Source organism: Hymenobacter sp. YC55, assembly GCF_029433095.1.
Classification (GTDB): Bacteria; Bacteroidota; Bacteroidia; order Cytophagales; family Hymenobacteraceae; genus Hymenobacter.
The window spans coordinates 877364-903110 of record NZ_JARNTX010000002.1; the positions used below are offsets into that span (position 1 = coordinate 877364).

A 25747-nucleotide genomic window follows, 5' to 3' on the forward strand; every position below is an offset into this window, starting at 1 on the left:
TCTATTAGTAGAACAAGAAGCTGTTCGGCCCTACACGTACATCGAAAGAGTCGATAGGTGCGCCGCTGTTACGGTAGCGAATCACTTTGCCTGCACCGTTGAAACCGTTGGACACGCCACCGTAGATGGTGTTGTCTTGCGGGTCGATGCCTAGCCCGTACAAACTGCGCTTGATGATTGGGGTGGTCGGCAGATTGGCATCATTAACCCCAAGCGAGTACACGCCGCCTTGGAACGTGTAGTAGAGTCTATCTTTGGCCCCGTTGGTAGTTAGACGGCCGGGTTGAGCTAAGTTCGTCGCCAACTCGCGGGTTGTGGCCGTCAGCTGACCCGGAACGATGCTCGACAAACTGCCCTTGGTGGTCTTGGTGTAGTCGATGGCAGTGTAGTTGGCGTTGTACACCACATTGCCGCCGCTCAGCACCCATAGCTTGTTGTTGCGGTCCAAGACCAAGCTGTTGGGTGAGTCGCCCACGGTGATAGTGCCTTCCACCACGTCGGTGGTCGTGTTGATAACCGTTACCGTGTTGGCGCCCCCATTGACTACGTATAGTCGGTTGCCTACTACCAGCAACTGCTCGGGCTCCACACCTACTGCAATGGACTTCGTGACGGTGTTCGTCTTCAAATCAATTACTGACACCTGACCCGGAGCTCCTGAATAGGATATTGTTTCGGTTACATACCCTTTGGTGGCCGAAGCAGCCGCAAAATAGCGGGGTAGTTTCAGATTGTTGATAGTAGCCAACGACCGGAAGGTGCGCAGGTTCACTACTTCCAGCTTGTTGCTGTTGTTGACCACGATGTAGCCGGTGCTGTCTTGCACCGCCATGCTTTGAGCCACGTCGCCCAGGGGCCGGTTGTTTACTGTTGAAAACAGGTTCGGAGATACCGACGCCGTCGTTTTGCTGAAGGAGCTGATTTCCGCGTTTGAATTCATGAAATTGCCTTCGTTCACTACAAACACGGTTTTGGTAGGAGTAATGGCTTGATTTGGATCTGGGTCAGAGTCCGGGTCGCAGGCAACTAGACTTAAGGCAGCGGCACTGCCTAGTAACACCCGAACAGGCGCGCTTGAAAACGCGAAAAATGGTTTCATGAAAAAGGGGAACGGTAAAACAAGAATGTCAAAGAAGTTGCCAGGCGTTAGCGCCAAGCAAGCCGCAAACTGGCCGCGGCATAGCGAGGTGGCATAGCCCGGTTCTGGTAGCTTTGGTAGTTGCTATTAGTTAGGTTGTACGCTTGCACCAAAGCAGTTAGTTTCCAGCCGGGGTGAAGCAGTAGCGTGCGTCCCAGCGTCGTGTTCAACAGAAAGTAAGAAGGCAGGAAATCCGAGCCGGAAGCATTGGTATAGCGAAATCCGGTGAACGTGAGCGTACTGCTGGCTTCCCACTGCCGCCAGTGATGGTCGGTGCTGAATGCCGCCGTATGCAACGGCACATACGGGAGCTGCCGGTTGGTAGGATCCGTGTCGTAAACGGTACCGCTTACTTTTTCCGACTGCGTGAAGTTGTAGGCTACTCGCGCTAAGAGCCGGTAGGCGCCTGGCTTCCACGTGAACTGGGTGCTAGCTTCGACGCCCCGCGCCCGCACCTGCCGCAGGTTTCGGGGTGACCAAATACCCGTTGCCAAGGGTGTCCACTGCACCCAATTGTCTACCAGCTGCTGATAAGCTGTTAGCTCGGTTTGCCAGTTGAGGTGAGCGGGTGGGTTTGTCAGGGTATGGACAAGACCAGCTTCGTAACCGAGTCCAACTTCAGGCAGTAGGTCGGGGTTGCCGCCGGGCCGCCAGTACCGGTCGTTGAGGGTAGGGGCGCGGTAGCTGCGCGAGGCGTTGCCTTTAAGCTGCAGCGTCTGGCGTTCCGTTTCGAGTAGCTGCCACTGCAAGCCGGCAGTAGGAGTGAGGGGCACGCGGTGGCCGGGCAGCACTGCTTGGCGCACGTTGAGCGAGAGTTGGAGCCGCGGCCAAGGGTCGTAGCGCAAAAGCCCGTAGCCAGCATACCGCTGTTCGGTGAGTGGCGTGGGGCCGTACCCATCGACTCGGGCGGCGAAATGCTGCGCTTCCGCGCCCACCCGCACCGAGGCGCTGGAAGTGAAGTTCCACGTGTGCTCAGCTTGGGCCTGGGTGGTTTGTACCCGCGAAGCACTTAAGCCATTGGCATCGTCGCGGTAGTCTAATACATCTTCAAACCAAGCGCCGCGCACCGCCCATTCGTGCTGGGTGCCAACCAAGCGGTAGCCAGCCGTTAGTCGGCGGCTTTGGTCTCGTTGCTGAGCGTTGCTGTTTGCGGCGCCAATAGCAGGCTGCAAGTGGCGGTCGGCATCCGTGAGCCACAAAGCGGCCGTCACCTCACCTCGTTGTCCTACGCGCAGTATCAGGTCCTGGGCTATACTGGCTTGCCAAAGGCTGGCATTCTCTTGCCGCCGCCGTACCACTCCCCCGATTTCGGGCGAGTGGTAGAAAAAGTTGTTTTGCGTTTGGCGGTAAAAGATACTGGTGCGCAATGCCAGCTTCTCGTTACTGAAGCTGCCTTCCAGGTTGCCGGCCCGCAGCCCGAAACTGCCGCCTTCCACTTGCACCGCCCCACGCAGCCCGGCTCCCCACTGCACCGGCGACGACAGTAGGATAGTGCCTCCCACTGCTCCCGAGCCATATAAGCCCGCCGCTGGCCCTGGCTGCACATCAATCCGCGAGTTGCCACTCACGGGCAGCAGCGCAAAGTCATTTTGCCCCAGGGTAGGCAGCATAATGTTGAAGCCATTCCACAGCACGGCTGTATGCTGCGCCGAAGTGCCGCGCATCGTGATGGTGCTCAGCTGACCGGGACCGTAATTCCTCAAGTAAAGCGGCGTGCGTGCCGACAAGGCATCCGTCAACGTGCCACTGCGGTAGGGTGCCAGAGCGGTTGAGTCCAGCGTGAGGTCGCGGCTGCCAACTGCGAACCGGCTAAGCCGCACACCGGGTACGCGCACATTGGGTAGCTGTTGTACCGAATCGAGGACAGTGGAAGGGGCGCGCTGGGCTACCGCAGTGGGGCCAGCCAACACGCACCATAGCCCACTTACCCAACTACAGCATAGCGGCAACAAGCCAGGAAACCGCTCACGAAAAGTATTCATCAGAACTAAATCCCCTATCAGGAAAATTCAGTTCAAAACTTTCAGAATAGCTTTCTTGACAGGAAAGCCACGCCGAAGCCGAGGCCGAAAACAGAGGAAATCAACCGCCCCAAAGCAGTTGCTGCATTCATTCTCCGCCTTTCCTCCGAAGGCGCTGAACATTGAAAACGCAAAGGCAGGTCTCCTGGCTAACTTCCGGTACGCCGCCTTCCCATTTCTCCGGCTTCGCCCCGATTAGGTCAGGCAAGAAGCTTTCTGCGAAACAGTGGCAGCAGAGGCGCACCCAATTCGTGAAGCGTACAGTTGCGGGGACAGCTCCGGAGTTTAACCGGATTCCCTTTTCAGCCTCGCCCCTCAATCGGAGTCTGGCCACCTTTGCAACTGCAAAGATAGAAAGGAGTTTCTGCTTTGTCGTCGCTGGTTTTCAAGGACGCTCGTATGCAGTTCTTTTAGCTTTGTTTGCTGAACGGTAGCATGTTTCATTCCTTTCAATGTTTGCCCAGATGATTACTAACCCTACCCCCAGCCCCCAAGCAGAACCCACTAAGTTGTCGACGAAGCTTCCGTTGGATTTCTATCGTCGTCCCGACCCGGTGCAGATAGCCCGCGACTTGCTTGGCAAGCATCTCTACACCAACATCGACGGGGTGTTGACGGGGGGGCGCATCGTCGAAACCGAGGCATACGCTCACATCAACGACCAAGCCTGCCACTCGCACCTCGGGCGCTATACAGCTCGTACTAAAGTCATGTACGAGGCCGGCGGCGTGGCGTATGTGTACCTCGTGTACGGTCGTTATGCCTTGTTCAACATCATTACCAACGAAGCTGGCAAGGCCGATGCCGTACTGATTCGGGGGCTAGAGCCTCTGGAAGGCATTCCCGAGATGCTACTTCGCCGTGGCACCATCAAGTTTCAACGCAACCTGACCGGCGGCCCCGGTCTACTTACTCAGGCTCTGGGAATTAGCACTCAGCACTACGGCACCGACCTCACCGGTGACACTATTTGGCTGGAAGATCGTCAGGAAATTATTTCCGAAGACCTGATTGTGGCTAGTGCCCGCGTCGGCATAGACTATGCAGGCCTCGATGCAGCACTACCGTGGCGCTTCCGTATCAAAGGCAGCAAATGGACAAGTCCCGCCCGGTAGCTTGCCCTATAGCACGATCTGCTTGACACAACTTTGATTATACCATTAACAGCAAAACAGGCTTGCCAAATGGCAAGCCTGTTTTGCTGTTGACAATAAGTAGAATACTTCTAGTTGTATCTCACAGCTTCTCACACACCAGTACCATCAGCTTGCCCTCTAGATTAGTGGTAGCAAACAAATAGGTCTCGCCACCTTCCCGAATACCAGTACGATGACGGAAGTCGGCAACGGTATCAGGGAAATTACGGGTTGTGACGTGGGCGCGAGCCTCAGGACCAAGGTGCGCCTTTATAGCTTGTGCATCGTAGCGCTCCACTGCCCGAATGCGGAAGATTCGACCCGGAAACTCGGGGCGTAGGGTATCGGAGGTGTAGAGGTGACTGTGCTGGTGTAGCTTGAGGAACTCGAAAGCGGTACCAATGCTACGGAATCCTCCCGCTTTCAGCACCGCTACGTTCGGCTCATACAAATAGTCTTGCGGCTCAGCATATCGGGATATGGCACGCGCTTCGCGCGCCCGGTTCAGCCGAAATTCTTGTTGCTCTCCTGTGCGCAGCAAATTTACGGTGTACCGCTCCGGGTCTACAGCGGCTTCCGGACCTAATTCGTACAACACCTCTTTGCAGTCGTTATCTACGGCCACCACCCACAAGCGGCGTACCTGCCGCAGTTCCTGCAAGGCCTGCTCGATATCAAGCATCGGCGACGTTTTCAGCAGCACGCGGCGCCCCTTATGCAGCAGCAGCGGCAGTAAGCGCAATACGTCTGGCTCACAGTCCTGCAACTTAAAGATCTTACGAGATGCGTTATCCCGGCGTGCTGGGTCCAGATAAATCCAGTCGAAGGTGTCGGGCGTATTGCGCAGAAAATTCACCGCATCGGCAGTATGGAACTGCACATTGGTAATTCCTAAGTGCGTTAGGTTATAGCGCACTACATCTGCCAAAGCGGCATTGCGCTCTACATAGTGCACTTCGGGTATCTGCTCAGCAAAGTACGATACGTCTACGCCAAACCCTCCGGTTAGATCAACTAGACGCTGCCCATTAACTAGAGAAGCTTTGAACGCCGCAGTGCGAGCCGAGGAAGCTTGCTCCACCGACAAAGTGGGTGGAAAGATAAGGTCGGGGTTATCAGCCCAAGCGGGCACTTTTAAGCGCGCCTTCTGACGGGCCTGGATCTGACGAACCAGTTCCGGAACAGGCAGACTGGGATAACGGCGGGCTTGCAAAGCCAATTGGGCGGGGTCATCGTACAGGTGCTTCGCAACGTATCGACGCGCCGCCTCGGGCAACGGAAATTCCATGAATTACTCCTACGAACAAAAAAAAGCGTGGTTGACCATTAGGCCTACCCAAGCCGTCAGGAAGCGCCATACAATGGTGCTTCCTGACATTAATACCGTGAAGTAAACGCTTTCAGGGCAGGTAAGAGTGCCTTGCCTGATGAATTAGCCTGAAAACTTTATTGCTACGATAGCAAGTATTGGCGTTACGAACGCACCCTAGCCCTAGCGAATTTGCCAGCGCAGTGCCAGTTGCGGCTGCCCAGTGGGAGCGGCAGCTACTCCAATGCCGTTTGGTGCTAACCGCTGGAGTAAGCTGCCAGTACGATGAGCTGCCGGCTGACCGGCATTGTGAGCGTTCACGGCCCGTTCGAAATGCTCGTTGGTATGGCGAGTAATAAAGATGTTGGATAGCAAGCTTACCGCAGCTACGCCTATCACTACTTTTTGCCGGTTGTCGAAGTAGCGCTGTTCACCGTCGCCGCGTAACACTTGCGCACCGTAAGTAGCAACCGAACCCATAAACACAGCTCTTTCAGCTAAGAATAGCCACTTCTGACGGCGGTACAGATTCAGGTTTTCCAGCGCCTCGTTGTTGCCAGCCAAGTATGGCCGAAGCCGTTGCCCAAAATACCCGGCGTTTTGGTAATCGTCGTCCGAAGGAGAGTCTTTGGTCGTGAAGTAGAAGTTCTTCTGAACCCCGTTCAGACCCCGATTTTCATCCTCTGGGCTTAGCTTGATGGTAGTAAAGCCCTGTTGGGCACGAAGTGGGTTGCTAAGTAGCAACGCAACAACAAAAAATAGGACAAATACGCGTAGGTGTGCGTGGTAAGGGGCGAGAACGGTGTATTGCATGGTACAAATTTAATACGCTGCAAGACAAGAAGCTACATATCTTGGCAGGAAAGATTTTGGTTGTGGCTCAACAAACCCATTTAAGTATTCGTTCTGAGCGCAAGTCCTAATTCTCCTTTCCTACAGTATCAGCTGATGAAGTCCCTTTCCACTTTATTTCGCCGTTTTCTTCTGTTTTTCACCTGGCCTGCTGCCTTGGTGTTTACGAGCTGCGGCGACGATGATCTCGCCTCGCCTGATCAGGGCAGAGTGTTGATTACGCATGCTGCAGCATCAGCTAATGTGAAGATGAAGGCATTAGTCGATAACAACGAAATAGGGCAGCTTGACTATGGTAAGAGTTCCTTCTATTTGAATGTCAATGCCGGTACGCCAACTTTTAAGATCAGTGTAGCCAGCAATGGCAATGAGGTTGCCTCCCAAGCAGTTACTATAGCCTCTAACCAGTACTACTCGGTATTTGCCTACGCCCCCACGTCCCAGACGGTAGGCTTAGTTTCCTTTCCCGATGACTTAACTGCGCCTGCGTCAGGCAAAGCCAAGATCCGTATTGTGCACTTGGGTCAAGGAGCGCCTACTTCCGTTAAGCTATCTACGACGGTGCCTGCTGTAGCAGATATTCCAAGCACGGAAACCCAGTTCGGTAATGCGTCGCCGTTTGTAGAAATTCTGCCGGGATCATACAACTTAGCTGTTACCAGCGGATCATCGTCTGCAACAGTTACAAATGTTGGTGATGGCACTGGTTCTGGTAGTGTTGGCAATAAGGCGTACGAAGCCGGTAAAATCTATACGGTAGTAGTACGCGGAGTAAATAGTACACTGCTAGACCCGACCTTGCAACCTAGAGCAGTCATAATTCAGAACAACTAAATCCTGCCTAAATTATAGTAGGAAGCCTGTCCCGAAAGAGACAGGCTTTCTTGTATTTAAGTCCGAATAACATTTTAGCTATCTTTGCAGTTGACTCGCAAAAAACCTTTTATATCATGGTTGAGACCAAAACCACGGCCTACGTTCCGTACAAAGTAAAAGATATGAGCCTCGCAGAGTGGGGCCGTAAGGAAATTCGTTTGGCTGAAGCTGAAATGCCCGGCCTGATGGCATTGCGTGAGGAGTTCGGTGCATCGAAGCCGCTGAAAGGCGCGCGCATTGCTGGCTGCTTGCACATGACCATTCAAACGGCTGTACTCATCGAAACCCTGATTGTATTGGGTGCTGATGTGACGTGGTCGTCGTGCAATATCTTCTCTACCCAAGACCACGCTGCTGCTGCTATTGCGGCTGCTGGTATTCCGGTATACGCTTGGAAGGGTATGAACGAAGAGGAGTTCAACTGGTGCATCGAGCAGACGCTGTTCTTCGGCGAGAAGCGCGAGCCTCTGAACATGATCCTCGACGACGGCGGTGACCTCACCAACATGGTTCTCAACCAATACCCTGAGCTGGCTGCCGGTATTAAAGGTGTTTCCGAAGAAACTACCACGGGTGTACTGCGCTTGTTCGAGCGGGTGAAGAATGGCACCTTGCTGTTCCCTGCCTTCAACGTAAACGACTCGGTTACTAAGTCGAAGTTCGACAACAAGTACGGCTGCAAAGAGTCGGCTGTTGATGCTATTCGCCGGGCTACCGACGTAATGATGGCTGGTAAAGTAGCTGTAGTAGCTGGCTACGGTGACGTAGGAAAAGGTACGGCTGCTAGCTTGGCTGGCGCCGGTGCTCGTGTTATCGTAACCGAGATTGACCCAATCTGCGCCCTGCAAGCTGCTATGGACGGCTACGCTGTGAAGAAGCTGGCTACTGCGGTGAAGGAAGCAGATATCGTAGTAACTGCTACCGGTAACTGCGACATCCTGACCGGTGAGCACTTCCGCGCCCTGAAAGACAAGGCCATTGTCTGCAACATCGGTCACTTCGATGATGAAATCGACATGGCGTGGTTGAACAAGAACTACGGCCACACCAAAGACACCATCAAGCCACAGGTTGACCTCTACAACATCGACGGCAAAGAACTTATCATTCTAGCTGAAGGTCGCCTTGTAAACCTGGGCTGCGCTACGGGTCACCCTTCGTTTGTAATGTCGAACTCCTTCACTAACCAAACGTTGGCTCAGTTGGAGTTGTGGCAGAACGCCGACAAGTACGAAAAGCAAGTATACACGCTGCCTAAGCACCTTGATGAGAAAGTAGCCCGCCTCCACCTCGCCAAGATTGGTGTTGAGCTGGACGAGTTGACGCCTAAGCAAGCCGACTACATCAAAGTATCAGTAGAAGGTCCATTCAAGTCTGACCTGTACCGTTACTAGTCGATACAAGTAACTAAGAACGTAAAACCCCGCCTGGCAATGCGCCGGGCGGGGTTTTACTTTTAGAAGGTCACCATATTGTTTAGCATCTTAATTGCCAGCAGTAAACCAAGGTACGTTTAACCGACCAGGCAACTGGTAGATATTAATAGTGGTGCTAGGTTGTATTCGGTCGTAATACTCTTCTGAAACCGTGATGTCTTCTGCCTCGGTGCGCGCCCCCCAAGGAGAAACGTGTAGATAGTAGGTGGTAGTTTTGCCCGATGAATAATGTTTACTGAGCACTTCTGCCTTATGACGAACAGGCTGTCCTTCATCGAATACACAATTGATAGCTACTGTAGAGCTATAACCGTAAAGCAGCGCAAACGCTATAACACTTAGGTTTATACTCAAGCGCAACTTTTGCTGCTGCATGAACTCTCGGCTTCCCAATAGCACCACTGCTCCAACCAAAGCGGCTACCGTACCCGCAATTGGCAAAATGGGCGTGTAAGATAACAGCTCGTAGTCAAGTATGTCGCGTAGAAGTAGCCCAAAAGTGGGAGCGAACAAAGCAGCTGCCACTGATGGATAAGCGCTGTTCTTCTGCTCATCAGGGCGGATGATGTTACGGTGCCAAAACAAAGCGGCAATACCTGCCAAAGGCACAGCCAACCCTGCAGTAATAGCCCAGAAATAAGGATTTGGTAAGAGAAAAAGCCAAGCTCCAGTTGCTAGGCCTACACCATTTACTAGTTTAGCTGTTTTGCGAGCAGCAGCTAGGTTCTCCTCTCGTACCGAAGCTGTATGCCCCAGATTATAGTCGTCTAGAATAGCCCCCTCTTCCTGCTCTTGTTCTTGCTTATCGAGGTCAGGGAATCGGGAGGACAGCCACTGCTGAATTTCGCTGTACTTTTCGCTGGTATAACCAATACGAATTTTGGGGTTGGCGGCAGTTCTTGGCTCTACGTATGTGTATTGCTGGTCGATACGGTAACCCTTGATACTATCGAGGGGTAATTCTTTGCGCCGAAATGCGCCTTGATATACTAGGCTGTCTTCTGTGATGATATGGCGACCTTTTGCTGTTTCGTAGAGACAGTAACAAAAGAACAACCCGAACAACCATGCTCCTGCAATAAAGCCAATCCTGATTCCTGTCCATTCGCCCTCGAACATCCAAAGCGGCGACGAGAAAAACAGTAGAATTAGCAGTGGCGCGAAAATGTAAATAAAGATTCGCCAGCCTTTAGCAGTACCATAAGAACGATACGTTTCCTGAGTTTTGGTTGTTGACACGATAGCACTAATAACTTTACAGGGATAGATAAGAGCAGCACTTTGCGCCCTACTCAAATGTACGCCACAAGTAAAAGCTTAAAAAGCAACGCTATATCAACTTTCGAGGGAATTATAAGCTTTAGTCTTGAAAGAAATTATGTTGCACAAGCCGCTCTGTTTCGTGCCATAGTGACTGTGCGTTTTCTAGTGTGTTGAAAGGATGCTTTACAGCCTTAGCCTGTTTCTTCTCGAAATATCCGCCACTCACCTCAGCGCCTACAGGCTCTGAAGCCAGAAAGATGCTGGTTGCTGCGCCCTGCTCTACCGTTAGCATGAAGGGGCGAAACACTTTGGTGAGAACAGACAACCAGCCGCTGGAACTGTCACCGAAGTTGCTGGCCACTGCGCCAGGATGCACCGCATTTACCGTTACGTTATGGATATTTCGTGCCCGTAGCTGCCGCGCCAACTCCTGCGTGAACATGATGTTGTAGAGCTTGGTGTTGCCGTACACCCGCATGGGGCTATAGCTGCGCTCCGACTGAAAATCGGAGAGGTTAGGTTTCGCGAAGTGGTACGCTTCGGAAGCCAGATTCACGATGCGGCCATCTGAGCTTTTCATTAGCTCATCGAGTAGCAGGCTAGTGAGCAGAAAAGGGCCGAGGTGGTTGGTAGCAACTCCCATTTCATATCCATCAGCCGACACTTGGCGCGGGTGCCCAAACAGCAATCCAGCATTGTTAATAAGTATGTCAAGGCGAGGATAAATTCGTTTGAATGTCTCGGCGGCTTTTCGTACTTGTCCTAAGTCTGACAGGTCACAGAGTAATACCCCTATTAAATCGTGGCCGGCAGCAGCTACAATCTTACGTCGTGTAGCTTCGGCTTTCTCCGCATTGCGTGCTAGCAACACCACATGGGCACCTTGTTTGGCTAGCTCGCGAGCTGTTACTTCGCCAATTCCAGATGTGGCCCCTGTAACAAGGGCAATTTTGCCTTTTAAGTCTGACATACAGTGTAGTAACGGGATGTGACTGAAGTATACGTAGGCTAACGGTTGAGGCTACTTCTTACTTTACTTTCTTTGCTAGCAGCGTTCAATGTTCAATTCGCAGCCGTTGAGTGGCAACTCGACCAGTAGTTGCTTCTCGCACTCTAACCACATAGTTGCCTGCAGGCAAGTGCTGAACTTGTGCCGTGGTGGTAGCCGTCGGGACGGAGATAGTTTGCGCAGGTCTTCCTGCTATATCGTAAATAGTTGCCTCACATGTAGCGTTGCTGGTCACCCTCAGGGTTAAAATATCCGACGCTGGATTGGGGTACATGCTATTAAGTAACGGTTTTGAGGTCTGAGTTATAGATAATGTAGAAGCCATCTTTGTAGTAAGATTTGGGTAAGGCGTTCGAGGCTCTACTTTATAAATAGGTAGGCTGTCGAGCATTGTTGTATAGAGCCTGTGCAGTTTCTTAGGTTCGAATTGGAGCTGCAGAATACCTGTAGCCGAGTCGTGGTGCTGCACCAGGTCGGGGAATTGGCCAGCTCGAACAGCCTGCTCTACAAGGTTGAGCTGGCGGTAAGCATCGTCTAGCCCCTGTACCTGGTTGCGTTTGATTCGGACGGCATGAACCCAGTAGCGTGTATCGCTAATAGGCCAAGTAAAGTAATACAGGCCACGGTAGCGGCAAACCCACACCCGTTGTAGCGTATCGCCGCTAACAGCATCGGTGAGGAGATTGAGACGAGTTGACGCGTCGTGTTGAATGCGCAGTTCTAGCGTATCCTGCCCAGAAAGTAGCCGTACCTCTCTCCCAACTACCTTAGTTAAGTCGAGCGGGTGACGCACCGGGTAATGGCTAAAATAAAAAAGAGGTGGCCACTCAGCCGGGCCATCACAGCCACTACTTAAAAGCAGCAAGCATATCCAAATAGGCAGGTAGCTGAAGCGGAATAAGCTAGAAGTAGGCATAATGCAGCATGGTATAACCTGTATTTGATGCCATCAAATACAAGAAGTAACCCAGGCCACAGAAAACCTGGATATTTGCAGTACATGCCAGCTGTCCCTCTCTCCGTCGTCGTTATTACTTACAATGAAGAGCAAAATATTGCGCGTTGCCTGGAAGCCCTGCACGATGTAGCGGAAGACGTGTTGGTGGTAGATTCTTTTTCCACTGACCGCACGGTGGAAATCTGTCAGCAGCATGGGGTGCGTGTCGTTCAACACGCGTTTGAAGGGTATGTGGCGCAAAAGAATTTCGCTACCACCCAAGCTTATCATGATGTTGTGCTTCAGCTTGATGCAGACGAGGTGCTTACCGAAGAACTGCGCCAAAGCATTCGGCAGGTAAAGCAGCACTGGCAGCATGCTGGCTACACACTAACACGGCTTACCAACTACTGCGGTACCTGGGTGCGCCACAGCGGCTGGTACCCCGACCGGAAGCTTCGCCTTTACGATCGGCGGCAAGGAGAATGGCAGGGCCTGTTACTACATGAGCGGTTCCAACTCGCAGACGGACAAGCAGCAGGTACTTTATCCGGTGATTTGCTGCATTACTCTTACTATTCCGTAGAGCAGCACGTCAGCCAGCTAAACCGTTTCACGAGTTTTGCAGCCGACGAGTTGTGGTTGGCAAATAAGCGACGCGTCACGTTGTTTCACCTTCTGCTTAAACCCTGGTGGCGGTTTGTGCACGGCTACTTTTTTCGGCTAGGCTTTCTGGATGGTTTCGCAGGGCTCAGTATCGCCGTTATTTCTGCCTTAGGGGTATTCTTGAAGTTCGCCAAGCTCAAATTCGGAAGAAGCGAAAATAGGATAGGAGGAAAGAGCAATGAACAATAACACGCGCGTACTACGGATGGTCTTCTCTCTAACTAGCGGAAAATGACTTTTTTGGTAAGCCGCACAGATGCTATCGGCGACGTGGTACTCACGCTGCCAGTATGCGGGCAACTAAAACAGCTTTTTCCAGGCTGCCGTGTCGTCCTCATCGGCCGCACCTACACCCAAGCCGTAGCCGAAGCCTGTCCGTGGGTAGACGATTTTGTGAATTTCGATCTTCTGAGTGCGCTGCCCAAAGTCGAACAGATTCAGTTGCTGAAGGCGCAACATGCTGAGGCCATCCTGCATGTATTTCCCAATAAGCTACTGGCTACCCTAGCTCGCCAAGCCGGCATTGCTATCCGCATCGGCACTCGTAATCGTGTATTCCACTGGTTTACCTGCAACCGATTAGTTGCGTTAAGTCGGCGGCATTCACCGCTGCACGAGGCGCAGCAGAACTTGCAACTAGTAGCCCCGCTTCATGCAGGTATTTCGCTCTCTGTAGCAGAAGTAGCAAACTTAGTACGGCTGCAGCCCTCCGAGCAGCTTGATCCACAATGGAACCAGCTCCTAAGTGAGCGAACTGCAACGCAGCTCAACGTTGTGCTGCACCCTCGTAGCCGCGGTAGCGCCCGCGAATGGGGGTTACCGCATTTCGGTACGCTGGCTCGGCTTTTGCACGCGGCTGGGCACCGGGTATTCGTGACGGGAACTGCTGCCGAAGGAGAAGAACTGCGAGAGTGGCTAACAGAACATCAATCCTATTTGACTGCCAACCTGACGGGGCGCCTAACGTTGCCTCAACTCTTGGCTTTTTTGCACCAAACCGACGGGATAGTGGCCGGAAGCACAGGGCCTCTACACTTAGCTGCTGCTTTAGGGCGTTATACGTTGGGCTTCTATCCCCCCATCCGACCGATGCATCCCGGTCGTTGGGCGCCATTAGGGCCACGCGCCGAATACCTTGTGTTTGACCGTCCCGACTGCCAAGACTGCCGCCGTCAGCCAGCGGCATGTACTTGTATCAAAGCGTTAGCTCCTGCACAGGCTCTGCACCACATTTTAGCCTGGAAACCAATGCCTAACTTGCCAAGCTAAGTTATGGCTCCTGTTATCTTTTATGACCGAAGTACTTGTCGCAGCCCCTTCTCTACGTCAGCTCTACCAAACCGGGCGTGTGTCGCAGTACTTATTGCTGCTGGCCTGTGTAGCTGCCGTTATTGGGCTTTTTGCCTCTAGAGCCTTAGTAGCCTTGAGCCCTATAGTGGGCGTAGTTGCTGCCTGTACACAGCCACAGTTGCGTGCCAATCTACGACAGTGGCTACGGCTGCGAACCGTAGTTAGTATTGCCCTGCTTTACTTGTTTATCGTACTAAGCGGCCTTTACACTACAGAGCTCGGAATATGGCGGCACGAGGTGTACCGTAAACTGCCTTTCGTGGTAGTACCGCTGGCGTTTGCTGTAGCAGTGCCTCTTAGTGCACGCCAGAAGTTTGGTATCGGGCTGCTTTATGTTGGGTTAGCCACGCTGTTGTCAATAACTACCTTACGAGGATATCTGGTTGATCCTGAAGAAGCCAACCGCATGATAAATATGGGGCATAACATCCCCGCTACCACGGGGATATTCCATATTCACTTCAGCATCATGCTGGCGCTAGCTTTTTTCTTTGCCTTGCTTATGCGGTCCAGTCCTATAGCCATACCGGCCACTCGCTGGCTGTTGCTCGGCTGTGCCCTTGTGATATTTATTGTCATGCACGTGCTGGCCTATCGCACCGGTCTTTTGGTGCTTTATGCCATGCTTCTATTTGATGCAATTAGTTTAGTGGTCTTGCAACGACGCTTCTTATTAGGCCTGTTTACCTTACTAATCTTAGTAGGCTTTCCGCTGGTGGCCTATCACTCCCTGGATTCAGTAAAAGAGCGAGTGGATACTACAATCTATGATATAGAGCACTATCAAACGCAGCAAGATATCAGCGACTTTTCGGCATCCAAGCGTCTTGCTGCCTGGGAAACCGCTTTGCTCATAGCGCGTGAGCACCCGATCCTAGGAGTAGGCATGGCCGACGTCGATAAGGCTATGCTGTATCAGTACGCCTACTATAATTTTGGCATGAAGCCCAAAAACTGGGCTATGACCCATAACCAGTACCTAGAGTACGCTGTTGGAGGCGGAGTAGTGGGGTTGTTGCTGTGGTTGCTGGTATTGTTTGCGCCTTATTTGCAACCTCCATTACGTAGAAATCCGTACGTCATACATTTCCTGCTCATGATGAGCGTGGCCAACTTGGTTGATTCGTTGCTACAAATGCAAATTGGTTTCAATATGTTCGTGTTTCTCTACGGTTTTCTAGTGGTAAGCGCTGAACGAGAGGCCCGCCACACAGCTGTTTCAGCTGCTTGAACGGGATGGTATAATCAGTACATTTGTTTACAAGGCAGTTTTCAGTATCTGCCTCTATCTGCCGAGCCTCTATGAGCGACTCTCCCGACCGGGTTCCGAAGTTAAGTAAGGAAGAAAAAGACCGACGATTTCAGGCGGAGCTAATGCCTGTCATCGACTCTCTGTACAATTTCGCCTTCCGCCTAACACTCGATGAAGACGACGCTAACGACCTCGTCCAAGAGACCTATTTGAAGGCCTATCGGTTCTTTGAGTACTTCGAACAGGGAACCAACGCGAAAGCATGGCTGTTTCGCATCCTGAAAAACTCGTTCATCAACGACTTTCGAAAAAAGAGTAAGCAGCCCGCCAAGGTCGACTATAGCGAAATTGAAGGCTATTACAATTCGGAAGACGTCGAGTCCGACAGTGACGTGGGTGGTACCTCGTCTGATATGCGGCAGCAAGCCGTGCGCGACCTCATCGGCGACGAGGTGGCCAGCGCACTCAACTCACTGCCCGTGGATTTTCGCACCGTCATTATTCTCTGCGACCTAGAAGGGTTCACGTACGAGGAAATGGCCAAAGTGCTGGATATCCCTATCGGAACGGTCCGTTCGCGCCTCCACCGGGCCCGAAATTTCTTGAAGGACAAGTTGGAAAAGTATGCACAGTCAATGGGCTACGGCAACGGAGCTGAAGACCAGGAAACCGACGAAGACGATACCACAACAGACTAAAAAGGAAAGGAAATCATGGAAAGCAACTCTACTACTCAAACCAAATCTCCCACGCAGCACGCCGTAACGCCAGCTGCCGACTGTGACCGTGTGAATATGATACTCGACCAGCTTGTAGTAGGCCACGAGCCTACCGTGGAAGACGAAGAATACATCGTTCATCATGCCGATGATTGTTCGCCTTGCTTTGACGACATCAGTAAGCAGCAAGCATTTATCGGCTTCCTGTCTACTTATGTGGACCGTAAAGGTGCTCCAAATTCTTTGTCGCAAACTATTTTGTCGCGCTTACAAGTGGAAATGGTCTAATTTTGCCCGATGCAGGGCAAAATCATAGCATTTTCGGCTCCTTCAGGAGCTGGTAAGACCACTATAGTTCATCGGCTGTTGGATCGTATTCCAGAGCTAAACTTCTCAATTTCTGCTTGTACCCGCGACCGTCGAGGGCGTGCTGAAGCGAACGGCAAGGATTACTACTTTATTTCCGTCCAGGAGTTCCAGGAGAAAATTCGGGAAAACGCCTTTGTGGAATGGGAAGAAGTATACGAGGGAGCCTTCTACGGCACTCTCAAATCCGAGATTGAACGCATTTGGCAGAGCGGCAAACACGCCGTGCTCGACGTCGACGTGAAAGGTGGCTTAAGCATCAAGGAGTTTTACAAAGATCGTGCGCTGGCAATTTTCGTCAAGCCGCCTTCTTTGGAAGTTCTGGAAGGACGGCTACGTCATCGGGCTACTGACTCAGCGGCTAGCATCTCAGCGCGTCTTTACAAAGCCAATTTCGAGCTTACGTTCGAAGACCGGTTCGATGTCACAGTAGTCAACGACGACCTCGACGAAGCTACAGCAACTGCTGAACGCTTGGTGCGCGATTTTATTGCCTCCGAGCCTGAGAGCCTGTGAGTGTAGCTGCTACCATTCGTTCAGCACGTATTGGGTTGCTATTCGGTTCTTTTAACCCCATTCATACCGGGCACCTGATTCTGGCTCAGTACATGGCCACGCACACCGACTTATCAGAGGTGTGGCTTGTGGTTTCGCCTCAGAGCCCCTATAAAGTAAACCAAGACTTACTACCCGAGGCTATCCGCTTCTCTTTAGTAGAGGCGGCTATTGCTGGCAACAACCGGTTGCGCGCTATAGACTTGGAGTTCAAACTCCCCAAACCTAACTTCACTATCACTACCCTCGACGAACTTCGTCGGCTTCATCCAGAATCGGAGTTTGTGCTCTTGATGGGCGGCGACAATCTACTTGGGCTAGCTGGTTGGAAAGATACCGAACATATTCAGCGTGAATTCGACATTTACGTTTACCCGCGGCCAGGCTATGCTTTACCTGCGGAAAAGGAAGTAAATAGTAACGTGCGCATTGTAACTGCGCCTCTACTTGATATATCCGCAACCTTTATTCGGCAATGTATAGAAGCCGGAAAGTCAATACGATATTTAGTGCCTGAGGCAGTAGAACAACAGATTGTTGCGAGTGGCTATTGGCGAAAGTAATATCCCATTCAAAACAGCAAGGCCTTCCAAGTTCATTGGAAGGCCTTGCTGTTTTGAATGGGTAGTGAGTAGGGTGTTGAACCTAAGAAATCAGATGGTCATGATTTCTGACTCCTTTTTGCTCATCAGTTCGTCAATCTTGCTGATGTAAGTATCAGTTGCCTTTTGAACTTTGGCTTCTGCATCTTTTATAGCATCCTCTGCGGCCCCATCCTTCAGCAACTTGCGCAAGGACTCATTCACATCTTTGCGAATACCACGGATGCGAATTTTGCCGCTCTCCGTCTCGTTCTTCACCTGCTTTACTAGGTCACGCCGACGCTCTTCCGTCATGGGCGGAATATTGAGTCGCACGCCTTCCGCATCCGATGCTGGGTTCAAGCCTAGGTCACTATTCTTGATGGCTTTCGCTACCTCCGATATCATGTTTTTCTCCCACGGCTTGATGAACAAAGAGCGAGCATCAGGAACCGATATATTGGCAATTTGGGCAATAGGAGTGGGGGTACCGTAGTAGTCCACGCGTAAGGAATCGAGCATAGCTGGTGAGGCTTTGCCAGCACGAATGCGGCTCAATTCCAAACCAGTGTGTTGCAGCGACTTGCCCATTGACTCTTCGGCTTCGCTCAGGTAAAACTGAATTTCTTCGTCCATGTGTAAAAAGAAAGATTTTTAAATCAAGTACTAGAAGTAGACAATAGCGAAACCTTGAACTCGCTACGTTTACTCTTTAAATACAAATTATTCGTGACTAGCCGGCGTGTCCAAGCTAGGTTGTAGGCTGCTATGCTTAGAGTCCGGAACAGCAGCTTTGTTGCCGCCATTCATCGTTACGAGCGTACCTACTGTTTCGCCGTCAATAAGGCGCTGCAGGTTGCCTTCTTGGTTCATGTCGAAGACGATAATAGGCAGGTTGTTTTCCTTGCACAACGTAAAGGCCGTCATATCCATCACGTTTAGGTTTTTCTCCATTACTTCTTCGAAAGTAATTTCTGGATACCGTACAGCCGAAGGATCTTTCTCGGGATCGGCAGTATAAATACCATCCACACGAGTGCCTTTCAGTACTACATCGGCCTCTATCTCAATAGCGCGTAGCGAAGCTGCCGAATCAGTAGTGAAGTAGGGGGAGCCGATGCCAGCGCCGAAGATAACAACCCGACCTTTTTCCAAATGGCGGACTGCACGGCGCCGAATATAAGGTTCGCACACGCGCTGTATGGTAAGCCCCGAAAGCAACCGGGTACTTACTTCCAATTTCTCTAAAGCACTCTGCAACGCCATCGAATTGATAACGGTTGCCAGCATGCCCATATAGTCGCCCTGTACTCTGTCTAAACCTAGAGCAGCGGCCTGCACTCCCCGGAAGATGTTGCCCCCCCCAATTACGACAGCCACCTGTGTGCCCGTAGCGGCCGCCGACTTGATTTCCTCAGCATATTGCATAAGCCGTGTGGCATCAATACCGTACTGCTGGTTACCCATCAGGGCCTCACCGCTAAGCTTGAGTAGGATTCGTTTGTACTTCAAAACAAGGGAGATTAAGTGAAGAATCGAGGTGAATTTGACAGAAAGATTAATTCTGCGTCTGAGGTTGAGTTAGCAGAAACAACAAATGTTCTGCTTGAAGTAGTTGCGTGCTTTCAGAGGCAGAAAAAGACGCAAACGAGCCGGATTCCTGTTGCTGTACATTCGCAGGCTGTTCAAGCTTACGTATTTGTTCTTCGGCTCGGTCCCGCTCGGCGCGTAGCCGACGCACCTCAGCCTTAAGACGTTCTTGCTCCTGCAAAATTACAGTTAACACTTCCTCTATTTCACGGAGCCGCTGCTTATCATTCATTGGAAGTGAAAAGTGGATGTCTATTTAACTGAGAAGAAACAAAGCTTCCTTTCGATCTGACTAAAGCAAAATCTAGAGGAAAAGCGTCCACTAGCTGAACTGAATTAGCACTTGCCCTTTGGTGACATTGTTGCGCAAGCCAACTTTGATGGCACTTACTACGCCATCACTAGGAGCTTTCAAAATGTTCTCCATTTTCATAGCTTCAAGCACCAACAGTGGGTCACCCTTTTGCACTGCTTGACCCGGCTCCACGCGCACAGCTACAATAAGGCCAGGCATAGGAGCTTTCAACTCATTTACTTTATTGGCCGAGGCCGTGTTCATGCCTAGTTTATCAAGCAATAAATCGAATCGATCCTTAACTTGCAGATCCACTAGTCTGCCATTAAGCTTAAACTGAAAAGTTTTGGTGCTATAATCCGCTTGTATTACTTCTGCTGCTATCGATTTGCCCTCGTGAAGTATATGAAAACGTCCAGGGCCTAAAACCACGATATCCCAGGTGAAAGGCTCGTTGTTGACGGTTATCAGATTATCGGCACGGTAATCTACGTCCCAGGTTTGCGTTGAATTAGTGTTGACCTGTAACATAAGCAGAGGAGGGAGGCTAGGGCGGAAAAGGGCTTAAAGATAGCCCAATTCTGAAATAATTTCGGAACTTGAGGTCCCATCCAATCATTGCATTTTCGCATGAAATATTCGCTTCTCGGCGTTCTAGGCCTAGTCCTCGCGTGTCAGTTGGAAGCACCGGCTCAAGCGGTTAAGTCCAGCAAGCCGGCAGCCACTAAATCAAATACGCACAAGAAAACGCCGTCGGCCAGCGAGCCTGTTTCTGCTGCTCCCGCGCCAGCTACCTTGGTGGTGCCTTCCTGGTTGCCACCTACCAACCCAGTGCAGCCGGCCGCTACTATTGTGCACGATTTGCTCGATACGAAAATCGATGTCCGCTTCGACTGGAATCGTCAGTGGGTATTAGGAGTTGCTACGCTCACTCTACGGCCTCATTTCTACCCGCAAAACCAGGTAGTGCTCGATGCCAAAGGATTTGATATAAAGAATGTGCGCTTAGTTGCAGGCAACAAGGAAAAGAACCTCAACTATGCCTACGACAAGAAGAAGATTACAGTAACGTTAGACCAGTCATATAGTCGTACTGAAACGTTTCAAGTGCGCATCCAATACACAGCTAAGCCGAATGATCTGGAAGTTGGAGGCAGCGCTGCTATTACCCAAGACAAGGGGCTATACTTTATCAATCCGCTAGGCGCTGATAAAACCAAGCCTCGCCAGATATGGACTCAAGGCGAAACAGAGGGTAGTTCCTGCTGGTTTCCTACCATCGATAAGCCTAATCAGCGTATGACGCAAGAGATTAGTTTAACGGTGGAAGAGTCTTTAAAGACGCTGTCCAACGGGCTTCTTGTGTCTTCCAAGAAAAACAGTGATGGTACCCGCACTGATATTTGGAAACAGAGCTTACCTCATGCTCCATACTTAGCCATGCTTGTTGTCGGCAACTTTGCCGTAGTAAACGATACGTGGCGTGGGAAGGCAGTGGATTACTATGTCGATCCTCAGTACGCGAGTACGGCTAAGGCGATATTCGGGAATACTCCGCAAATGCTAGACTTCTTCTCGAAAAAGTTAGGAGTTGATTTTCCTTGGGAGAAATACTCGCAGGTAGCTGTTCACGACTTTGTGTCGGGGGCCATGGAAAACACCACGGCCGTTACGTTCGAACAAAGCTTGGTGCAATTTACAGCGCGTGAGTTGCCTGACGTTGGATATGATCCGGAGTCAACAGTAGCGCACGAGTTGTTTCACCACTGGTTTGGCGATTATGTAACCAGCGAATCATGGGCTAATCTGCCACTCAATGAATCGTTTGCTGATTATTCGGAGTTGCTATGGGCAGAGCACAAATATGGTGCTGATGCTGCAGCACTAGTGCAGCAGGAGAAAATGAACCGCTACCTAGATGAAGCGCAAAGTAAGCGTGAGCCGCTTATCAGGTATCACTATGCTTCTCACGAAGACATGTTCGACCGGCATTCTTATGATAAGGGAGGACGTGTACTGCACATGTTGCGCAAATATGTAGGCGATGATGCATTCTTCACTGCGCTAAACCGCTACCTAAACCAGAACAAGTTCTCAACCTCTGAAATAGCCAAACTACGCATGGCTTTCGAGGAAACCACTGGTGAAGATTTGATGTGGTTTTTCGACCAGTGGTTTCTGCAACGTGGTCATCCCGAACTTAAGGTCACCCATAGTTTCGCAAACGGCCAGGTAAGCCTGCGGGTACAGCAATTACAAGATTCCACTTTCTCACCTATCTACCGCTTGCCCGTTACTGTTACTACATGGGTTAACAATCAAGCCACCGACCATCGAATAGTAGTTACAAAGGCAGACCAAACTTTCCGCCTGAACTCATCTCAGCGTCCTAACCTTGTAAAATTTGACAGCGAGGCACAGTTACTAGCGCAAATAGATGAAGAGCGAAGCCAAGACGAATTGCTCTTTCAATTCAGTCATGCACGCAATTACTTACAGAAGTACGAAGCTATTGATCTGTTGCGGCCCAAGAATGCTGATCTGGCGGTAAGTGGAATGTTACGCAATGCCCTTAGTGACAACTTTTGGGCTGTCAGACTGGCTGCAGTACAAGCGTTACGCCGCTACAAAGGCGCAGAAGGTAATGCCGTTCGCAAAGAAATACAGCGAGTAGCATCTACCGATAAAAAGAGTCAAGTGCGAGCAATGGCTTTAACAACTCTGTCGGCTTTTGTCAACGAAAATTACAGTGCCAATTACACAGCCGCCCTTTCTGACAGCTCTTATCATGTAGTTAGCGCAGCAATACAAGCTCTAGCCAAGTCTCCCGCGGCTGATTCACGAGACCGTATCAATGCGCTGCAGGAAACTGCTAGCCATGAGGTGTTGAGTGCCTTGTCAGCTTATTACGCACTCAATGGCAGTTCTATCGAACAGTATCAATGGTTTCTGCGTCGTATGCCCGACGTAAGTAAAGTAGATCTGTACCAAGCCTATCTTCCCAACTTCGCTACCTTCATGCTCCATATACCACCCGTAGAGCGCGATAAAGGAGTTCAGCGTTTGGAAAGTTTAGCACGCACCGACCCTAACGACTATGTGCGCTTAGGAGCTTACAAAGGGTTAAGTATCCTCTCATCCAACATGCCTACCTTAAAGGCAACGATGCAAGACATCCGCAACAAAGAGAAAGACGAACAAGTAAAGGCCTATTATGCCTTGATGCAGTAAAGTCTAAAAAAAATATTGGGCGTCAACTTTAACCGTAAGTTCTCCGCTTCATCTAAACAATCAATTAGTTAGCAAATTTCATCGTAGTGGTTCTTGTTGTAAGCCAGAAAAAATATCTGTTGTTTTAGACTTAGGACTTGACTTACATCATAAACCCACTAATTTTGCAACTCCTTTTAGCAACCTGCTCTAACAAGCAAGGGATATAGGAGAAGGGATTTCTTGGTGGATGGCCTTGAAAATGCAATTGGGGGGGTTCCAGAGCGGCCAAATGGGACAGACTGTAACTCTGTTAGCGTAAGCTTTCGAAGGTTCGAATCCTTCTCCCCCCACAATTGTGAGTAGATAGAGAGGGCTTAAAAGAAATTTATAGGCTGTTATCTACTGCTCAAAATATGCGGGAGTAGCTCAGTTGGTAGAGCGGCAGCCTTCCAAGCTGCAGGTCGCGGGTTCGAACCTCGTCTCCCGCTCAGTACAGCGATGGCAAGTGGTTATAAACTGTGCGGCATTCGTTGTAGCTTTGCAAAATAAAATAAGCCGTTTTAGCTCAGTGGTAGAGCACTTCCTTGGTAAGGAAGAGGTCATGGGTTCAAATCCCATAAATGGCTCAGAATTACGAGTGCCACCAAAACAGGATAGCCTGCTTTGATTGGATCTATCAGACAAGTAAAGCGACGTGCAATCCTTATTTTAACGGAGCTGCGTTTCGCTTTCTTGTAGTATAGCTGAGTCACGTTTTTCCGCCCTCTTTACTTTAAAGTTCTTTTTTAATCTTATTACAATGGCCAAAGAAAATTTTGATCGTTCCAAGCCGCACGTGAACATCGGTACGATCGGGCACGTCGACCACGGCAAAACCACCCTGACCGCTGCTATCACCACGGTACTGGCGAACAAAGGTTTGGCCGCCAAGCGCGACTTCTCGTCGATCGACAACGCTCCTGAAGAAAAAGAGCGTGGTATCACGATCAACACCGCTCACGTTGAATATGCAACCGAAAACCGTCACTACGCTCACGTTGACTGCCCTGGTCACGCTGACTATGTGAAGAACATGGTAACGGGTGCTGCTCAAATGGACGGCGCTATCCTTGTAGTAGCTGCTACCGACGGCCCAATGCCTCAGACTCGTGAGCACATCCTGCTCGCTCGTCAGGTAGGTGTACCTCAGCTCGTTGTGTTCATGAACAAAGTGGACATGGTGGACGATCCTGAGCTGCTCGAACTGGTAGAAATGGAAATCCGCGAGTTGCTCTCTTTCTATGACTTCGACGGCGACAACATTCCTGTTATCCAAGGTTCTGCTTTGGGTGGCTTGAACGGCGATGCTAACTGGGTTCCTAAGATCGAGGAATTGATGGATGCTGTTGATAGCTTCATTCCGATTCCTGCTCGTCTGACCGACCTGCCTTTCTTGATGCCTGTAGAGGACGTATTCTCTATCACGGGTCGTGGTACGGTTGCAACCGGCCGTATCGAGCGTGGTATCATCAACTCGGGTGAGCAAGTTGACATCTTGGGTATGGGCGCTGCTCCCGGCCTGAAGTCGACCGTAACCGGTGTTGAGATGTTCCGCAAGATTCTTGACCGTGGTGAAGCTGGTGACAACGTAGGTCTGTTGCTCCGTGGTATTGAAAAAGAAGCCATCCGTCGTGGTATGGTTATTTGCAAACCAGGTTCAGTAACTCCTCACCAGAAGTTCAAGGCCGAGGTTTACGTTCTCTCGAAAGAAGAAGGTGGCCGTCACACGCCGTTCTTCAACAACTATCGTCCTCAGTTTTACCTGCGTACCACTGACGTAACCGGTATCATCACTCTAGGCGAAGGCGTAGAAATGGTAATGCCTGGTGACAACGTTACTATCACAGTTGAGTTGATCAACAAGGTGGCAATGGAAAAAGGTCTGCGTTTCGCTATCCGCGAAGGTGGCCGTACAGTAGGTGCTGGTCAGGTAACTGAAATCCTCGACTAGTTTTTCTGCTAAAACAATGCAATCCGCTTCCGATTTTTTCGGGAGCGGATTTGTTTTGTCTAAGTAGTTCAGTACATTTGCAGTCCCAATCCCACAGATGGTAGTGTTGGGGCAAATACACGAGTGTAGTTCAAGGGTAGAATAGAGGTCTCCAAAACCTTTGATGGGAGTTCGAATCTCTCCACTCGTGCTCTAGGAGAATGAGTCTAACTCATTCTCCAGTAATTAAAAGCCAGCCGGTAGGCGACGCATAATGAGCAAGCTAACTAAATACTTCCGCGACACCACTGAGGAGATGCGTTACAAAGTAACGTGGCCTTCTTTTGAGGAGCTCCAGAAAAGTGCCGGCTTGGTACTTATTGGTTCGTTGGTTTTCGCTGCTGTCGTAGGCCTGATGGACGTAATTTTCAAAACCGGTCTGGAGGCGTTTTACAATTCCTTCCGTTAATCGGTCTGCAGATGGGAGAGTTGAAATGGTACGTAGTTCGCTCGGTGAGTGGGCAAGAGAAAAAGGCCAAAACCTATCTCGAAACTGAAATTGGCCGGCATGGTCTTTCGGATCTGATGCCTCAGGTGCTGATTCCAGCAGAGAAGGTGTACGAGATGCGTAATGGCAAGAAGCGTGTGCGGGAGCGTAACTTCTTTCCTGGCTACATCCTGATCCATGCTGACCTGTCGCACGGGGAAGTGGATCACATCATTACAAGCACACCTGGTATCCTTGGCTTCTTGAGCGACAAGGAAGGAAAGTCAGCTAATACTAAGCCAGTGCCACTCCGCATGTCGGAGGTAAACCGTATTCTTGGTATTGTAGATGAAACGGAAGAGGAAACCGCAACGCTAGAAACTCCTTTCGTAGTAGGTGAGCTGGTGAAAGTGGTCGATGGCGCCTTCAGTGGTTTCTCAGGCAACGTATCAGAGGTGTTTGAAGAGCGTAAGAAGCTCAACGTAATTGTAAAAATATTCGGCCGTAGCACTCCTATGGAGTTAAGCTACACGCAGGTCGAAAAAGAGTCATAGCTAAGAATTTAGATTGGAGAGCTTAGAGCTTGGACCTATAACATGTCTGAGCTTTAAGCTCTCAATTCTAAATTCCAAACAAGAAAAACGTCGTCGGTTATTGACTCCGGACCGACGGAGCTTCCACTCGGAGTTATTATAAAACTGAGGATGATGCGGGTTACGTCGCGGAT

The 25747-nt window shown here is 50.6% G+C and carries 25 protein-coding genes, 4 tRNA genes and 1 riboswitch; of the genes, 18 read left to right on the forward strand and 11 right to left on the reverse strand.

The window, feature by feature from the left end; all coding sequences use genetic code 11:
* Positions 1 to 4: 4 nt before the first annotated feature.
* Both P1X16_RS16885 and P1X16_RS16890 read right to left on the reverse strand, forming a co-directional pair.
* A complete protein-coding gene (locus P1X16_RS16885; protein ID WP_277231323.1) occupies positions 5 to 1099 on the reverse strand; it encodes a DUF5074 domain-containing protein in 1095 nt (364 codons plus the stop codon).
* A gap of 47 nt (positions 1100 to 1146) precedes the next feature.
* The gene (locus P1X16_RS16890; RefSeq protein WP_277231325.1) at positions 1147 to 3120 is read right to left on the reverse strand and encodes a TonB-dependent receptor; all 1974 of its coding nucleotides are present in this window, start codon (positions 3118 to 3120) and stop codon (positions 1147 to 1149) included.
* 156 nt (positions 3121 to 3276) lie between these two features.
* Positions 3277 to 3512: riboswitch (cobalamin riboswitch) on the reverse strand.
* A gap of 111 nt (positions 3513 to 3623) precedes the next feature.
* Between P1X16_RS16890 and P1X16_RS16895 the strand changes: the two genes are divergently transcribed.
* Positions 3624 to 4274, forward strand: a complete 651-nt coding sequence (locus tag P1X16_RS16895; RefSeq protein WP_277231326.1) for a DNA-3-methyladenine glycosylase — start codon at positions 3624 to 3626, stop codon at positions 4272 to 4274.
* Between the two features lie 121 nt (positions 4275 to 4395).
* Here the strand turns inward: P1X16_RS16895 and P1X16_RS16900 are convergent, their stop codons facing one another.
* On the reverse strand, positions 4396 to 5583 hold the full coding sequence (locus P1X16_RS16900) for an RsmD family RNA methyltransferase (RefSeq protein WP_277231328.1): 1188 nt from the start codon (positions 5581 to 5583) through the stop codon (positions 4396 to 4398).
* Between the two features lie 204 nt (positions 5584 to 5787).
* Positions 5788 to 6417: a hypothetical protein gene (locus P1X16_RS16905; protein ID WP_277231330.1), complete on the reverse strand. Its 630-nt coding sequence runs from the start codon at positions 6415 to 6417 to the stop codon at positions 5788 to 5790.
* A 135-nt stretch (positions 6418 to 6552) separates the two neighbouring features.
* Here P1X16_RS16905 and P1X16_RS16910 point away from each other — a divergent pair, with 135 nt between their 5' ends.
* Both P1X16_RS16910 and ahcY read left to right on the forward strand, forming a co-directional pair.
* Positions 6553 to 7290, forward strand: a complete 738-nt coding sequence (locus P1X16_RS16910; RefSeq protein WP_277231332.1) for a DUF4397 domain-containing protein — start codon at positions 6553 to 6555, stop codon at positions 7288 to 7290.
* A gap of 116 nt (positions 7291 to 7406) precedes the next feature.
* Positions 7407 to 8726 (forward strand): adenosylhomocysteinase, encoded by a 1320-nt coding sequence (ahcY, locus tag P1X16_RS16915; RefSeq protein ID WP_277231334.1) that lies wholly within the window; start codon positions 7407 to 7409, stop codon positions 8724 to 8726.
* Between the two features lie 90 nt (positions 8727 to 8816).
* Here the strand turns inward: ahcY and P1X16_RS16920 are convergent, their stop codons facing one another.
* From P1X16_RS16920 to P1X16_RS16930, 3 genes are all read right to left on the reverse strand, one after another.
* Complete coding sequence (locus tag P1X16_RS16920; RefSeq protein ID WP_277231336.1) at positions 8817 to 10007, reverse strand: hypothetical protein; 1191 nt, start codon at positions 10005 to 10007, stop codon at positions 8817 to 8819.
* A 121-nt stretch (positions 10008 to 10128) separates the two neighbouring features.
* On the reverse strand, positions 10129 to 11001 hold the full coding sequence (locus tag P1X16_RS16925) for an SDR family oxidoreductase (protein ID WP_277231338.1): 873 nt from the start codon (positions 10999 to 11001) through the stop codon (positions 10129 to 10131).
* Positions 11002 to 11086: 85 nt separating this feature from the next.
* Positions 11087 to 11956 (reverse strand): T9SS type A sorting domain-containing protein, encoded by an 870-nt coding sequence (locus tag P1X16_RS16930; protein WP_277231340.1) that lies wholly within the window; start codon positions 11954 to 11956, stop codon positions 11087 to 11089.
* Positions 11957 to 12040: 84 nt separating this feature from the next.
* On the opposite strand from P1X16_RS16930, the gene P1X16_RS16935 reads away from it, so the two are divergent.
* From P1X16_RS16935 to nadD, 7 genes are all read left to right on the forward strand, one after another.
* Positions 12041 to 12832, forward strand: coding sequence for a glycosyltransferase family 2 protein (locus tag P1X16_RS16935; RefSeq protein ID WP_277231342.1), 792 nt, complete (start codon positions 12041 to 12043; stop codon positions 12830 to 12832).
* Between the two features lie 42 nt (positions 12833 to 12874).
* Positions 12875 to 13912 (forward strand): glycosyltransferase family 9 protein, encoded by a 1038-nt coding sequence (locus tag P1X16_RS16940; protein WP_277231344.1) that lies wholly within the window; start codon positions 12875 to 12877, stop codon positions 13910 to 13912.
* A gap of 340 nt (positions 13913 to 14252) precedes the next feature.
* A complete protein-coding gene (locus P1X16_RS16945; RefSeq protein ID WP_277231346.1) occupies positions 14253 to 15224 on the forward strand; it encodes an O-antigen ligase family protein in 972 nt (323 codons plus the stop codon).
* A 71-nt stretch (positions 15225 to 15295) separates the two neighbouring features.
* On the forward strand, positions 15296 to 15943 hold the full coding sequence (locus tag P1X16_RS16950; RefSeq protein WP_277231347.1) for a sigma-70 family RNA polymerase sigma factor: 648 nt from the start codon (positions 15296 to 15298) through the stop codon (positions 15941 to 15943).
* 15 nt (positions 15944 to 15958) lie between these two features.
* Positions 15959 to 16252: a hypothetical protein gene (locus P1X16_RS16955; RefSeq protein ID WP_277231349.1), complete on the forward strand. Its 294-nt coding sequence runs from the start codon at positions 15959 to 15961 to the stop codon at positions 16250 to 16252.
* A 9-nt stretch (positions 16253 to 16261) separates the two neighbouring features.
* Positions 16262 to 16846 (forward strand): guanylate kinase, encoded by a 585-nt coding sequence (gene gmk, locus P1X16_RS16960; protein WP_277231351.1) that lies wholly within the window; start codon positions 16262 to 16264, stop codon positions 16844 to 16846.
* Positions 16843 to 17448, forward strand: a complete 606-nt coding sequence (gene nadD / locus P1X16_RS16965) for a nicotinate (nicotinamide) nucleotide adenylyltransferase (protein ID WP_277231353.1) — start codon at positions 16843 to 16845, stop codon at positions 17446 to 17448. The genes gmk and nadD overlap by 4 nt, the downstream gene beginning before the upstream one ends.
* 90 nt (positions 17449 to 17538) lie before the next feature.
* Here nadD and frr read toward each other — a convergent pair whose 3' ends face one another.
* From frr to P1X16_RS16985, 4 genes are all read right to left on the reverse strand, one after another.
* The gene (gene frr / locus P1X16_RS16970; protein ID WP_277231356.1) at positions 17539 to 18102 is read right to left on the reverse strand and encodes a ribosome recycling factor; all 564 of its coding nucleotides are present in this window, start codon (positions 18100 to 18102) and stop codon (positions 17539 to 17541) included.
* An 87-nt stretch (positions 18103 to 18189) separates the two neighbouring features.
* Positions 18190 to 18978 carry a UMP kinase gene (pyrH, locus tag P1X16_RS16975; RefSeq protein ID WP_277231358.1) on the reverse strand — a complete coding sequence of 263 codons (789 nt, stop codon included), beginning with the start codon at positions 18976 to 18978 and terminating at the stop codon, positions 18190 to 18192.
* 46 nt (positions 18979 to 19024) lie between these two features.
* The gene (locus P1X16_RS16980) at positions 19025 to 19288 is read right to left on the reverse strand and encodes a hypothetical protein (protein ID WP_277231360.1); all 264 of its coding nucleotides are present in this window, start codon (positions 19286 to 19288) and stop codon (positions 19025 to 19027) included.
* 90 nt (positions 19289 to 19378) lie between these two features.
* A complete protein-coding gene (locus P1X16_RS16985) occupies positions 19379 to 19882 on the reverse strand; it encodes a biotin/lipoyl-containing protein (protein ID WP_277231362.1) in 504 nt (167 codons plus the stop codon).
* Between the two features lie 99 nt (positions 19883 to 19981).
* On the opposite strand from P1X16_RS16985, the gene P1X16_RS16990 reads away from it, so the two are divergent.
* The 8 genes from P1X16_RS16990 (at position 19982) to nusG (ending at position 25574) form a co-directional block, all read left to right on the forward strand.
* On the forward strand, positions 19982 to 22582 hold the full coding sequence (locus tag P1X16_RS16990) for a M1 family metallopeptidase (protein WP_277231363.1): 2601 nt from the start codon (positions 19982 to 19984) through the stop codon (positions 22580 to 22582).
* A 249-nt stretch (positions 22583 to 22831) separates the two neighbouring features.
* Positions 22832 to 22914: transfer RNA gene (locus P1X16_RS16995), tRNA-Tyr, on the forward strand.
* Positions 22915 to 22979: 65 nt separating this feature from the next.
* Positions 22980 to 23052, forward strand: a tRNA-Gly gene (locus P1X16_RS17000).
* A gap of 66 nt (positions 23053 to 23118) precedes the next feature.
* Positions 23119 to 23190 (forward strand) — tRNA-Thr (locus tag P1X16_RS17005).
* A 173-nt stretch (positions 23191 to 23363) separates the two neighbouring features.
* Positions 23364 to 24554 carry an elongation factor Tu gene (tuf, locus tag P1X16_RS17010; protein ID WP_277231365.1) on the forward strand — a complete coding sequence of 397 codons (1191 nt, stop codon included), beginning with the start codon at positions 23364 to 23366 and terminating at the stop codon, positions 24552 to 24554.
* A 119-nt stretch (positions 24555 to 24673) separates the two neighbouring features.
* Positions 24674 to 24744, forward strand: a tRNA-Trp gene (locus P1X16_RS17015).
* 63 nt (positions 24745 to 24807) lie between these two features.
* Positions 24808 to 25002 (forward strand): preprotein translocase subunit SecE, encoded by a 195-nt coding sequence (gene secE / locus P1X16_RS17020; RefSeq protein WP_022822111.1) that lies wholly within the window; start codon positions 24808 to 24810, stop codon positions 25000 to 25002.
* An 11-nt stretch (positions 25003 to 25013) separates the two neighbouring features.
* A complete protein-coding gene (nusG, locus tag P1X16_RS17025; protein ID WP_277231371.1) occupies positions 25014 to 25574 on the forward strand; it encodes a transcription termination/antitermination protein NusG in 561 nt (186 codons plus the stop codon).
* The last annotated feature ends 173 nt before the right edge of the window (positions 25575 to 25747 follow it).